The 12,548-nt window shown below is 65.5% G+C and carries 14 protein-coding genes; 9 read left to right on the forward strand and 5 right to left on the reverse strand.

Going from position 1 to position 12,548, the window contains the following annotated elements; all coding sequences use genetic code 11:
* Nucleotides 1–28 precede the first annotated feature (28 nt).
* The 3 genes from KR767_RS07530 (at nucleotide 29) to bla (ending at nucleotide 4,206) form a co-directional block, all read left to right on the forward strand.
* Complete coding sequence (locus KR767_RS07530) at nucleotides 29–2,242, forward strand: TonB-dependent receptor family protein (protein WP_250878673.1); 2,214 nt, start codon at nucleotides 29–31, stop codon at nucleotides 2,240–2,242.
* On the forward strand, nucleotides 2,242–3,312 hold the full coding sequence (locus KR767_RS07535; protein WP_250878674.1) for a PepSY-associated TM helix domain-containing protein: 1,071 nt from the start codon (nucleotides 2,242–2,244) through the stop codon (nucleotides 3,310–3,312). Before KR767_RS07530 ends, KR767_RS07535 begins: the two co-directional genes overlap by 1 nt.
* A 93-nt stretch (nucleotides 3,313–3,405) precedes the next feature.
* Nucleotides 3,406–4,206, forward strand: a complete 801-nt coding sequence (gene bla / locus KR767_RS07540) for a subclass B3 metallo-beta-lactamase (RefSeq protein WP_250878675.1) — start codon at nucleotides 3,406–3,408, stop codon at nucleotides 4,204–4,206.
* A gap of 104 nt (nucleotides 4,207–4,310) precedes the next feature.
* On the opposite strand, the gene KR767_RS07545 is transcribed toward bla, so the two are convergent.
* The gene (locus KR767_RS07545) at nucleotides 4,311–4,766 is read right to left on the reverse strand and encodes a hypothetical protein (RefSeq protein WP_250878676.1); all 456 of its coding nucleotides are present in this window, start codon (nucleotides 4,764–4,766) and stop codon (nucleotides 4,311–4,313) included.
* Between the two features lie 289 nt (nucleotides 4,767–5,055).
* On the opposite strand from KR767_RS07545, the gene modA reads away from it, so the two are divergent.
* Genes modA through KR767_RS07575 form a run of 6 tightly spaced genes read left to right on the forward strand, consistent with a single transcriptional unit; the run spans nucleotide 5,056 to nucleotide 9,857 of the window.
* A complete protein-coding gene (modA, locus tag KR767_RS07550; protein WP_250878677.1) occupies nucleotides 5,056–5,823 on the forward strand; it encodes a molybdate ABC transporter substrate-binding protein in 768 nt (255 codons plus the stop codon).
* A 7-nt stretch (nucleotides 5,824–5,830) separates the two neighbouring features.
* Complete coding sequence (gene modB, locus KR767_RS07555; protein WP_250878678.1) at nucleotides 5,831–6,505, forward strand: molybdate ABC transporter permease subunit; 675 nt, start codon at nucleotides 5,831–5,833, stop codon at nucleotides 6,503–6,505.
* On the forward strand, nucleotides 6,502–7,161 hold the full coding sequence (locus KR767_RS07560; protein ID WP_250878679.1) for an ATP-binding cassette domain-containing protein: 660 nt from the start codon (nucleotides 6,502–6,504) through the stop codon (nucleotides 7,159–7,161). Before modB ends, KR767_RS07560 begins: the two co-directional genes overlap by 4 nt.
* Nucleotides 7,162–7,189: 28 nt before the next feature.
* Nucleotides 7,190–8,182, forward strand: a complete 993-nt coding sequence (locus tag KR767_RS07565; protein WP_250878680.1) for a lysylphosphatidylglycerol synthase transmembrane domain-containing protein — start codon at nucleotides 7,190–7,192, stop codon at nucleotides 8,180–8,182.
* Nucleotides 8,183–8,190: 8 nt separating this feature from the next.
* Nucleotides 8,191–9,351 carry a serine hydrolase domain-containing protein gene (locus KR767_RS07570; protein ID WP_250878681.1) on the forward strand — a complete coding sequence of 387 codons (1,161 nt, stop codon included), beginning with the start codon at nucleotides 8,191–8,193 and terminating at the stop codon, nucleotides 9,349–9,351.
* Nucleotides 9,352–9,380: 29 nt separating this feature from the next.
* The gene (locus KR767_RS07575) at nucleotides 9,381–9,857 is read left to right on the forward strand and encodes a T6SS immunity protein Tdi1 domain-containing protein (protein ID WP_166945938.1); all 477 of its coding nucleotides are present in this window, start codon (nucleotides 9,381–9,383) and stop codon (nucleotides 9,855–9,857) included.
* On the opposite strand, the gene KR767_RS07580 is transcribed toward KR767_RS07575, so the two are convergent.
* From KR767_RS07580 to KR767_RS07595, 4 genes are read right to left on the reverse strand one after another with little or no spacing between them, the layout of a single operon-like run.
* Nucleotides 9,854–10,153, reverse strand: coding sequence for a type II toxin-antitoxin system RelE/ParE family toxin (locus KR767_RS07580; protein WP_250878682.1), 300 nt, complete (start codon nucleotides 10,151–10,153; stop codon nucleotides 9,854–9,856). The two genes, KR767_RS07575 and KR767_RS07580, sit on opposite strands and share 4 nt — an antisense overlap.
* The gene (locus KR767_RS07585) at nucleotides 10,150–10,419 is read right to left on the reverse strand and encodes a YlcI/YnfO family protein (protein WP_250878683.1); all 270 of its coding nucleotides are present in this window, start codon (nucleotides 10,417–10,419) and stop codon (nucleotides 10,150–10,152) included. The genes KR767_RS07580 and KR767_RS07585 overlap by 4 nt, the downstream gene beginning before the upstream one ends.
* Nucleotides 10,420–10,460: 41 nt before the next feature.
* A complete protein-coding gene (locus KR767_RS07590; protein ID WP_250878684.1) occupies nucleotides 10,461–11,744 on the reverse strand; it encodes an RNA polymerase sigma factor in 1,284 nt (427 codons plus the stop codon).
* A gap of 33 nt (nucleotides 11,745–11,777) precedes the next feature.
* Nucleotides 11,778–12,548 (reverse strand): YciI family protein, encoded by a 771-nt coding sequence (locus KR767_RS07595; protein WP_250878685.1) that lies wholly within the window; start codon nucleotides 12,546–12,548, stop codon nucleotides 11,778–11,780.

Consider the following 12,548-nt stretch of genomic DNA (forward strand, 5'->3'; position numbering starts at 1 on the left):
GCCTTTCGCTTTACGCCAGGCCGCCTGAATGTCGCTTCGCCCCACCCTGCTCGCCGTCGCTGTTGCCGGCGTCCTTTCCGTGTCGTCCGTCTTCGCCGAGGACGTCCCGAATCCGCCGCCGGCCGAGCTGGAGGGTGTCAAGGTGGTGGGCGACTGGCTGGGTGAAGCCGCCAACAACACGGTGCAGAACCATCCGGGTGCACGCACCGTCGTGCGTCGCGAAGAGCTGCGCGAGGCCGGTGCAATCAACCTGCGCGATGCGCTGCGTCGCATCCCCGGCGTGCAGGTGCAGGAAAGCAACGGCACGGGCGGCAGCGACGTATCGCTGAACGTGGGTGTGCGCGGCCTCACCTCGCGCCTGTCGCCCCGCTCCACCATCCTGCTCGACGGCGTGCCCATCGCCGTAGCGCCCTATGGCCAGCCGCAGGTGTCCATGGCGCCCGTGGGCCTGGGCAACCTCCAGGCCGTGGACGTCGTGCGCGGTGGTGGTTCCGTGCGCTACGGGCCGCAGAACGTCGGCGGCATCATCAACTTCGTTACCCGTGACATTCCCGAGACCTTCGGCGGCAGCGCGGGCGTGCAGTTCCAGGGCAGCGACAAGGGCGGCATCCGCACCAACAGCAACCTGTTCCTGGGCGGCACCACGCAGAATGGCCTTGGCGTGGCCCTGCTCTACAACGGCGTGCATGGCCCGGGTTTCCGCGAGCGCGAAGACAACGAAAGCATCGACGATGTGATGCTGAAGGCGAAATACGCCATCACGTCCGAAGACACGCTGAGCGCCAGCATTCATCACTACGACGGCCAGGCCGGCATGCCCGGCGGCCTCACCCAGGCCGACTACGACGCCGATCCGTTCCAGTCGCGCCGTCCGTACGACGATTTCCACGGTCGTCGCACCGACTACGTGATGAAGTACAGCCATGTGGACGATCGTCGCAGCTTCGAGGTGCAGACCTATTACACCGACAGCTTCCGCGGCAGCCACATCGAGACGATCAACCAGAATCCGAACGGCACCTACTCGCACCAGCTGAACGCGTATCCGCGCAACTACCACACCTTCGCCATCGAGCCGCGCTATTCGCAGCTGTTCGACTGGGGCCAGGTGACGCACGAGATCGGCGTGGGCTATCGCTACACCAGCGAAGCGATGCACGAGCAGACCTATCGCAACAACAAGTACAACTCGCCGCTGTGGTACACGCCGTTCGACAGCAATCCGTACAATGGCCCGTACGTGCTTTCGGGCAACAACACCGGTGCCAACGAGGCGCATTCGCTCTACGTCGACGACACCATCAACGCAGGCAACTGGACGATCACGCCGGGCATCCGTTTCGAGCGCATCCACAGCCAGTGGGAAGCGCATCCCAGCAGTACGGTGATCGTGAAGGGACCGACGACGCGCCGCGAGGAATACTCCAAGTCGCTGCCGTCGCTCAATGTCATCTATCACCTGAGCGATGCACTGAAGCTCTATGCCAACGCCGAAACCTCGTTCGGCTCGCTGCAGTATTTCCAGATCGGCCAGAAGGATTCCACGAACCAGTTCGCCTCGGGCCTGAAGCCGGAAACCGCGCGCACCTATGAAATCGGCACGCGCTACGACGACAAGGCCTGGGGTGGCGAAGTGTCGCTGTTCCGCATCAACTTCGACCACGAGTTGCAGCTGGTGGGCAAGCTGCCGAACCAGCCCGATTCGCACGACGGCTGGACCTCGCTCGGCGCTACCACGCACAAGGGCATCGAATCCGCCGCGCACGTGGACCTGGGCGCGTTCAGCGATGCGTTGAACGGCCTTTCGCTGTGGGGCACGGCAACCTATACCCATGCGTTCTACCGTCATGGATCGTTCGCCGGGCTGGATATCCCCTTCTACTCGCGTCGCACCGCGAACCTGGGCCTGCGCTACGGCATCTCGCAGTGGACCTTCAACCTCGACGCCTTCGCCCAGTCGAAACAGCATTCGCCGGGTGCGCCGAGCTTCGATCCCACCCGCCCCAGCGTGTACCAGCGGGTGCCGACGCCGGATGGCGACCTGGGCGACATCCCGGGCTGGACGACCTGGAACGCCCGAGCCGAATATGCCTTCGGTCCGTCGTACTCGAACCTGCGCATCGGTGCCGGCGTGAAGAACTTCACCGACAAGCGCTACTTTACGCGTTCGACCGACAACAACGACGGCATCTATGTCGGCCAGCCGCGCACCTACTTCGTACAGGCCTCCGTGGACTTCTGATGAGCCCGACACCACGCCGCTTCCGTGCCGCCCTGAAGACCCTGCACCTGTGGCTGGGTCTCACGCTCGGCCTGTTGCTGGCGCTGGTGACCTTGTCGGGCAGCGTGCTGCTCTTCGAAGACCCGCTATTCGAAGCGGCACATTCCGAGCTGACGTCGCGCCAGCTACCCGATCTGGCAACACAGGGGCGTGCGCTGGACAGTCTTTTGCAATCGACTGAAGGCAGGCAGCTCCGCACGGTGGCCGCTCCAGACGCAGAACTGCCGGTATGGGATGGTCAGGCCCGCAATGGCGATCACTACTATTTCGATCCCACCTCGGGCGAGCTTCTGTTCCACCGCGTGCAGGCGCGCGACATCCTGCTGCTGCTCAAGGAATGGCATACCAAGCTACTGACCGGCGACATCGGTGAAACCGTACTGGGCATCGTCTCGATCACCGGCCTGTTCATGCTGTTCTCCGGCGTATGGCTGTACTGGCCGGGCCGCCAGCGCGCCCTGCGCCACCTGAAGCCGCACACGCAGCCTCCGATACTGCGCTGGGCCAGCTTCCATCGTTTCGTCGGCGTGGTTGCCCTGCCCCTGCTCATCGTCTCCCTCGGCACCGGCGCCACCATGGCGTACCGCGGCGCCGTGCGTGACGGGCTGGCGGCGGCCTTCCATGAACCGGCCCGCCCCAAGCCGCCGAAGCGTCCCGCCGCGTCGCATATCGACTGGCCGGCGATCCTCGTCGCCGCACAGGCCGTCGCCCCCGACGCCGCCCTCACCCGCCTCACCCTGCCAACGAAAGACAACGGCACACTGGTGATGCGCATCCGCCGCCAGGGCGAATGGAACCCGATCGGCCGCAGCACCGTCTGGCTCGATCCCGTCACCGCCCAGGTGCTGGGGGGCGAAGATGCGACCCAGCTTGGCCCGGGCGGTCGCCTCGCCAACACCCTGTTCCCCATCCACTCCGCCGCCGTGGGCGGGATGCTCTGGCGTGTCGTGGCCTGCGTTGGCGGGTTGCTGCCGATGTTCCTGCTGGTGACAGGTTTCCTGTTCTGGCGGGCCCGCAAGCGTCGTCGCTGACGCGCTGCCCGCGACAGGCCATAAGTCAGGCTCGTTCATTCCTCCCTGGTAGCCGTATCCTCCTGTCGACTTTCGTCCATGGGGAACACCTGAATGCGCCGTATCCTTCTTGCTCTCGCGGCCTGTGCCGCCCTGCCCGCTCTTGCCGATGACCATGCTGCGTGGAGCGAGCCGGTCGCGCCGCACGTTGTCTTCGGTAATACGTACTATGTCGGCACCAAGGGCTTGTCAGCCATTCTCGTGACGTCGCCGCAGGGGCATGTGCTGATCGACGCGCCGATGAACGACACCATTGCCGCGCAGGTAGAGGGAAACATCCGCAAGCTGGGTTTCAAGGTGGAAGACATTCGCGTCATCCTGAACTCGCATGCCCATTTCGATCACGCGGGTGGTCTCGCGAAACTGGCGAAGGACACGGGCGCGCCGGTACGCGTCACGGCGGCAAGCGCAAGGGCGATGATGCTCGGCGGCCGGGATCCGGACGACCCGCAGTTTGGCGAGGCGTCTGCGTATACGCCGGTGAAAGCACGCGGCGATATCGTGGATGGCAGCGTGGTCACCATGGGCTCGTTGAAACTCACCGCCCACATCACGCCGGGCCATACGCCGGGTGGCACGGCATGGACATGGCGCTCCTGCGAAGGCGGCACGTGCAAAGACATTGCCTACGTCGATAGCTTGTTTGCTTTCTCGTCGGACAACTATCGCTACAGCGCCCACCCGGCATTCGTAGCGGCCTATCGTAAAACCTTCGAGCGCGTTGCCGCCCTGCCTTGCGAGATCCTGCTGACGCCCCACCCCGAACAAGGCGAAGGCGAAACCTGCAAGACCTACGCCCAGGCCGGCGCCAAACGCCTCGACGAAAAACTGGCCGCCGAACAAAAAAACCACTAGCCCGCTTGTGTAGGAGCGCGCCTGCGCGCGACCGGTCATCGCGAACACCATCATCGTTTCGATTCCCACCGGTCGCGCGCAAGGCGCGCTCCTACAAGGGTGGGTCAGGTTTCTTCTTCGCGGTAGCTGGCGTGTTCGGCTACGCCGGGGAGCATGGTGGAGGCCACGTCGCGTGCTACGACGACGCGGTTTTCCACGTGCAATCGAGCTACATAGGCCAGTGGGCCCTGGGCGCCGTTGATCACGACGTCGTAGCCGCGCTCGGCCAGCTCGACGGCTATCCATAGCGGATTGCCGAGGTCGGCGAATGCTTTTGCCGGCACCTTGACCGCGCCATCCTTGCAGCGGATGTGGAGTGCCGAGGCGAGCGTTTCGGGCGCTACGCCTTCCGCGCCCCAGATGCTGGCCGGCCATGTGGGTTTGTCGATGGTGAGCGAGGCGTGGCATGCCACGCCGTCGGCGCGGTGAAAATCGACTTTCTTGACGGTGGTGGCTTCGGCGGTCGCGCTTGCGAAGTGGAGTGCGAGTGCAGCCGTAATCATGCAGTGCCAGGTTTTCAACGGTGGGGCTCCTTGTTCCATGCGCGGCGCCGGAGGGGCGTGCCGCCGATCTGGACGGGCCACCGGCGAAATCGAATGGCAATCCATACGTGATTATAATGATGATTCGTCAGAAATTACTGTTTTCGGATAATTTGGCGTATATATTACGTTTAATGATGGGTTTGGCCTACATTTCTATCAATATGGCATCTTATAGTTGTCATATGGGGTGTGGGTATCTGGCCTTTCGCAGTCTTTCGGGGGAGCCCCTTCTTCCCGGTCGCATTCCATGGCTATAGTCCTGCCCATGACATCGACCGCCTTCCGCCATCGTCTCCGCATCTTCGGCCTCGTGGCTTTTTGCCTCGCCTGCGGTCCAGTGGTTGCCGCCGACCTCGTCGTCTCGGCCGCCGCCAGCCTCACCGATGGCTTCCGGGCCGTGGGCGTGGCGTATGAAAAGACTCGCCCAGGCACGCATGTGGTCTTCAACTTCGCGGCGTCGGACGTGCTGCTGCGCCAGGTCGAGCAGGGCGCGCCCGTGGATGTGTTCGCGTCCGCCGATGAGGCAGCGATGGACAAGGCCGTGGCCGGCAAGGTGGTCGATGCCACGTCGCGCCGCGATTTCGCCAGCAACACCCTGGTGCTGATCGTTCCCATGGGTACGGGGCAGGCCATTACCGCGCCGGCTGATCTGGCCACGCCAGCGGTGAAGCGTGTGGCTTACGGCGATCCGGCATCGGTGCCGGTAGGACGCTATACGAAGGCGGCGCTTGAGGCGGCAAAGCTGTGGGGTGTCGTGTCGGCCAAGGGCGTGCTGGCGCAGAACGTGCGACAGAGCCTGGATTACGTCGCGCGGAGCGAAGTGGATGCGGGCTTCGTGTTTGCCACCGATGCGGCCGTTGCGAAGGGCAGGGTGCGTGTCGTGGCGACCGTGCCCACGCCGGTGCCCGTGCGTTATCCCATCGCCTCGGTGGCTGGATCGAAACAAGCAGATGAGGCGCGCGCCTTCCGCGATTTCGTGTTGTCGGCCGAAGGGCAGGGCATTCTTGCCCGCTACGGCTTCGGCGCGCCCTGAGCGACGCGTGTACGGGCTCTGGATTCCACTGGCGCTGTCACTGAAGGTTGCCGCCTGGGCCACCGCGATCGACGTGGTGCTGGGTGTCGCGGTGGCGTGGGGCCTGTCGCGCTGGCGTTCGCCGGCGCGCGAGCTGGTCGATTCCATTCTGACCCTGCCGCTCGTGCTCCCGCCGACGGTGCTCGGTTATTACCTGCTCGTGCTGTTCGGGCGGCGCGGTGTGCTGGGCGAATGGCTCGACCGGATCGGTATCCAGCTGGTCTTTACCTGGCAGGGCGCGGTGATCGCCTCGGCGCTGGTGGCGTTTCCGCTGGTGCAGAAGGCAGCGCGAACGGCTTTCGAGGCGGTGGACCCGCAGATGGAGAGTGCAGCGCGGGTGCTGGGGCTGCGGGAGATGGCGGTATTTTTTCGGGTTTCGCTGCCGCTGGCATCGCGCGGCATCGTGGCGGGTGCCTTGCTGGCGTTCGCGCGGGCCATGGGCGAGTTCGGTGCCACGCTGATGATCGCAGGCAACCTTCCAGGGCGGACGCAGACCTTGTCGGTAGCCATCTACGCCGCGGTACAGGCCGGTGACGACGCCGGCGCCGGGGTCATGGTGGCGGTGACCTCGGTCACCTGCGTGGCGGCCCTGCTGCTGGCCGGCTGGCTGGCGCCGAAACATGCGCCGAGGGCCAGCGCATGAGCGTGGATGTTGCCATCCGCATGACGGTGGGCGAGGGCGATCGTCGCTTTGACCTGGATGTGGCGTTTGCGTCTTCGCAGCGCCGTATCGTGCTGTACGGGCCTTCCGGTGCGGGCAAGAGCCTGACGTTGCATGCCATCGCGGGCCTGTTGACGCCCGATGCGGGTCATGTGCGCATTGACGGACGCACCCTGTTCGACGAGCGCACGAACCTGCCGGCGCGGGATCGCGGGACAGGCTATGTCTTCCAGGATTACGCGCTGTTTCCGCACCTGACGGTGGCGCAGAACATCGGCTTCGGGCTGTCGCCGGGCTGGATCAATCCGTCGCGGCGCAGGCGTGATCCGCGCGTGGAGCGCTGGCTGGAGCTTTTCGAACTGGGGCAGGTCGCTGGCCACCATCCGGCGCAGCTGTCCGGAGGCCAGCGCCAGCGCACGGCGCTGGCCCGTGCCCTGGCTGCCGAGCCGCGCATCGTGTTGCTCGATGAGCCGTTCTCCGCGCTCGATCCGGCGCTGCGTGGCCGCATGCGCGAGGAATTGCGCGAACTCCAGGGGCGTCTCGACCTTCAGCTGCTCGTAATCACCCACGATCCGGCCGATGTGGCGGCGCTGGACGGTCACACCATCGAGATCCGCGACGGCCGTGTGGCGGCGTGACTTGAGATCGGCGGAGCCAAGGGGGATCATGCCGCCCTTCGATTGCGCCACGAGTGATGCGGTGACCCTAACGGACCACAAACCCACCGGCAGGCAGCTGGCCAGCCGCGTGGCGAAGTACGCCGTCACCCTGGTGATCGTGGGCATGGCGGTCTTCCTGCTGCACCGCTATATCGCACGGATGGCCTGGCACGACGTGCGCGACGCCATCGACCGCATTCCGCACTGGCATGTGGTGGGCTCCATCCTCGCCACGCTGGTGAGCTGGGGCTGCCTCACGGCCTACGACGTGTTCGCGGTGGAAACCGTGGTGCCGGGCAAGGTGCCGATGAAGATGAAAATCTTCTCCGGCGTGACCACGCATGCCATCTGCAATGCGCTCGGCTTCCACGCCATTACGGGCACGGCGCTGCGTTACCGCATGCTGTCCACGCAGGGCGTGAGTGCGCCCGATGTGGCGCGCGTGGTGGGTCTGGTGGGTTTCTCCGTGTCGATGGGTTTTGCCGCGGTGATCTGCATCGCGCTCATGCTGGAGCCGGACATTGCCTATGGCTGGGGTCGCTGGCCCGGCGTCGTACTGGTGGTGTTGTTCGTATTGTTGCTGCGCTGGCTGGCGGGCAGGCATGACGAGCTGAAGATCTGGAAATTCTCCATGCCGGTGCCGTCGGCGCGGTCGGCTGCCGCGCAGATCGTGCTGGGCGTGATCGAGATGACCGGCGCCACGCTGGCGATGTATTTCCTCATGCCACCGGAAATCGCAGGCGATTTCCTCGACTTCGCACCGATCTACGTGGGCGCGATCATCGCGGGCATCATCAGCAACACCCCCGGCGGCATCGGTGCTTTCGAGGCGCTGACGCTGGCGGCATATCCGCAGGAGCAGCGCGCGCAGGTACTCGCGGCGCTGCTGGCCTACCGGGTCATCTATGGCCTGGGCCCTGCGCTGCTGTCGTCGGTGGCCGTGGGCATCTTCGAGCTGAGGCGTCGTGTGCTGAAGCCGCGCGTGGTGTCGCGCGCATGATTCGCTACGTGCGTCTCCTGCTTGTGCCGGGCCTGTTGCTCCTTGCCGCCTGCGCCACGTCGCATGCGCGGCGCACCGATGTGCTGTTCTGGAACGAGCCGCAGCGCGAAGCGGCGTTCCGTGCGATGGAAACGCATTACGCAAGCAATACGGTGCGACATGGCACGCCGCATCCGCTCGCCACAGGCGAGCCCCTGCTTCCTCGTTTCGACGATGGCGGGACACTCGACGATTACATGCGCGAGCACCATGTCGCCGGCGTCATGGTGCTTCAGGATGGAAAGATCCGTCTAGAGCGCTATGGGCTCGGCGCCACGGCGGCGACGCGCTGGACATCGTTCTCGGTGGCGAAATCGTTCACGTCCACCCTCGTGGGCGCCGCATTGCGCGACGGCTATATCCACAGCCTCGACGACAAAATCACGCGTTACATTCCGGAGCTGGATGCCGGTGCGTATCGCGACGTCACCGTGCGCCAGTTGCTGACGATGACCTCGGGCGTGCGGTGGAACGAAGACTACGTCGATCCCCATTCCGATGTGGCACGCATGTACGAAGGCGAGCGCCAGAAGGGCGTGCCGCTGCTGGTCACCTACATGGCGAAGCTTCCCCGCGAATTCCCGCCGGGCGAGCGCTGGGTCTACAAGACAGGCGAGACCGATCTCATCGGCATCCTCGTCGAGCGAGCCACGGGCAAGACGCTGGCGGCGTACCTGTCGGAAACGATCTGGAAGCCCTACGGCATGGGCACGGACGCGATCTGGCTGAAGGACGAGGTGGATGGCACCGAGGCCGGTGGCTCGGGTGTATCCGCCACGCTGGCCGACTATGCCCGGCTGGGGCAGTTCCTGCTCGATGGTGGCGTGGCCGCCGGCAAGCCGGTACTGGCGGACGGCTGGATCGCCGATGCGACCCATAAACATGCGGATATCGGCGTGCCCGGCCGCGGTTATGGCTACCAGTGGTGGACCTGGGACGACGGTTCGTTCGCAGGCATCGGTATTTTCGGGCAGTTGCTGCACGTGGACCCGACGCGCCACCTGGTGATCGTGCAGCTTGCCGCATGGCCCGTGGCCACCAATGACGCCCAGGCCCGGGCGCGGTCGGAGTTCGTCAGGGCGGTGCAGCGCGCCGCCGATGCCCCGTCGTCCGGGATGGGAGTAAACTAGGCCATCCCCGCACGTATCCCTTCCCCCGTATGTCCCTTTCCTGGAACGATCTCACCTGCACGCCGGACAAGGCGGCCATCGACGCGCTTGCCGAATCCTGGCGCTGGCGCATTGGCGATGCCTTCACCCCGCTCCTGTTCACCGCGTTGGGCGACATGTTCTACGAGGCGGACGAAGGCGGCGTGTACTGGCTCAACACCGGCACGGCCGAAGTGGAGCAGGTGGCTGACGACGTCGAGCAGTTCAACGCGCTGCTGCGCGAGGAAGTGGCCGAGGAATGGCTGCTTCCGCCGCTGGTCGAGGCGCTGATCGAAGCCGGCAAGCCCTGCGCCGAGGGCGAGTGTTACACCTATGTCACGCTGCCGATTTTTGCGGAAGGCGAATACTCGGTGGAAAACCTCAATCCCGTATCCGCCCTGGAGCACTTCGAGCTCACCGGCTCCATCCTGCAGCAGCTGCAGGACGTGCCCGATGGCACCAAGGTCAACATCGACGTCACGCACTAGGCGAACCAGTCGTCCTCGCGCTGGTGACGGATGGCGAGGATGGTGACGTGAGTGGCTTCAATTTCAAACAGCGCTATGTATCCACTCGCGCCGAATGACACCACGAGCTCGCGCAGAAACGGATTGCCGTGCTGGGCCTTGCGGCAGGTGAAGGGAAAACGTTCGAGCAACGACGTGGCGCGGATGATGGTATCCAGCGCCCGCGACGCAGCGTCTGCATCGTGTTCTGCGAGAAAATCGATAAAGCGGAGCAGGTCGGTTCGCGCGGTTTCCGTGTAGCGAACCTCGTAGCTCATCGCTTTCCCTTGGGCAGGCCGCCGAGGCGTTCGGCGATCTCCTTATGTACGTCCGCAGCGGCGTGATAGACGCCCGTACGCGCGGCGTCATCGCGTGAGGCGAGCCCGCGGGCGATGAAGTCCCGTTGCATGCGGCGCCGGTCGATGGCTTCGGCCAGCGCGGTTTCCACGAAGGAGGAGAGGGTCTCCCCGGCAACCAGCACGTCTTCGGCCTGTTCGCGGAACGCAGGTTCGACCCGGATCGAGGGGATGGTGGCGGTTTTCATGGCGGCACCTGTGCATTGCAATTGCGATGCAGGCTAGCACGTCAGGCTTCCAGGCAGCTATTCGCCCGCTGGGTCAGCACGCTCTTCTCGCGTTCGTTCCGCGTCATCGCGGCGGCACGGAGAAACGCTTCGCGGGCTTCGGGCAAGCGGCCGAGGCGGTAGAGCAGGTCGCCCTGCACGCTGGGCAGCAGGTGATAGCCGCGCAAGGCCGGCTCGTCGAGCAGGGGCTCCAGGATGGCCAGTCCTGCGGCCGGGCCGTCGGCCATCGAGACAGCCACGGCGCGGTTGAGCTCCACGACAGGCGATGGCACCACGTCCACCAGTTCGGCGTAGAGCGCGGCGATACGGGGCCAATCGGTATCTTCCGCGCGAATGGCTCTCGCATGACAGGCCGCAATGGCCGCCTGCAAGGCATACGCACCGTTGCGGCCACCGAGCCTTTCGGCACGTTTCAGCGCGGCCAGCCCGCGGCCGATCAGCAGGCGATCCCAGCGTCGGCGATCCTGATCGAGCAGCAGCACGGGAGCACCGTGGCGATCCAGTCGCGCAGCGGTACGCGAGGCCTGGATCTCCATCAGTGCCACGAGGCCATGGACTTCCGGCTCCTGCGGCATCAGCTGGGCAAGCATGCGCCCGAGCCGCAGGGCGTCCTCGCACAGGGCCGGACGCATCCAGTCGTTGCCGGCCGTGGCGGCATAGCCTTCGTTGAAAACGAGGTAGATCACGCGCAGTACGGCCGCCAGTCGCGCCATCCGCTCTTCGCCGCGCGGCACCTCGTAGGCCACCTGCGGATCGGCGAGGCTGCGCTTCGCGCGCACGATGCGTTGCGCGACGGTGGCTTCCGGCACGAGGAAGGCGCGGGCGATCTCGTCGGTGGACAGGCCGCCCACGAGGCGTAGCGTGAGTGCCACGCGCGATTCTTCCGACAGCACGGGATGGCAGGCCGTGAAGATCAGCCGAAGCATGTCGTCGCCGATATCGTCATCCAGCGCCTCGATCAGGGCGTCATCGCTCGATTCGAGCAGTCCCTCCATGTCCTGGCCCAGTGCTTCCAGCTTGCGGCCGGCCATGCGCTCGCGGCGGATGCGGTCCACGGCACGATGGCGTGCCGTCTGCGTCAGCCACGCGCCAGGGTTGCCGGGTACGCCTTCCGTGGGCCAGCGCTCCAGCGCGATCACGAGCGCATCCTGCGCCAGTTCCTCGGCCAGTCCGACGTCACGGACCAGGCGGGCGAGGGTGGCGATGATCCTTGGCGACTCGATCTTCCAGATCGCGTCGATGGCGCGATGTGCGGCGTCGTTCGTCATGGCGACGGATGACAGCATCCGTCGCCATGCGAGGCAAGCCGCGGCGCGGCATCAACCGGCTACGGGGATGAGATCCCTCATGCGGTACAGTTCGCGGATTTCCAGCCGCGCGTCGTCGCCGTCGGGGAAGGGATAGGTTTCTGTCCAGGCGATCACATCGTCCAGCGAGTTCACCCGGAGCACCCAGAAGCCCGCCACCATTTCCTTGATCTCGGCGAAGGGGCCGTCGAACACGGCTGCCTTGCCCTGGCCGAAGCGCACCCGCTTCGCATGCCTGCTCGACGACAGGCCCTGGCCGGCGATGAGGAATCCCGCCTCATGGCCCTGCCGGTTGGCCTCGGCCATGCGCCCGAGAATATCCGGGCCCGGATTCCAGTCGGTCTCGCTGCGCGGGTTGGCCTTGAGCATCACCATGTAGCGCGGCGTGTCCGACTCACCCTCAGCGGGGTCGCCGAAGCCGCCCAGCCCACCCGGGCAGCCGATCGGCCGGATCTCGACCTCGGCCTGACCATGGGCATCTTCCGCCGGCCAGTCGCGCACCCAGGCCACGGCGTCCTCCATCGATTCGACGTCGATGATGCTGAAGCCTGCCACCAGCTCCTTCGCTTCGGTGAAGGGACCATCGACCGTGATGGCCTTGCGCCCCGGCCCGAAATGCACGCGCACGCCTTCGCGGCTGGGCCGCAGGCCCTCGCCGGCGAGAAAGCGACCGTCGGCGGCCAGCGTGTCGACATAGTCGGCCATCGCTTCGAGCAGTTCGCGATGCGGGCGGACCCCGGCCTCGCTGTCATGGTCCGCCTTGCGGACGATCAGGAATCGCAT

Source organism: Luteibacter anthropi (assembly GCF_023699965.1).
Taxonomy (GTDB): Bacteria; Pseudomonadota; Gammaproteobacteria; order Xanthomonadales; family Rhodanobacteraceae; genus Luteibacter; species Luteibacter anthropi.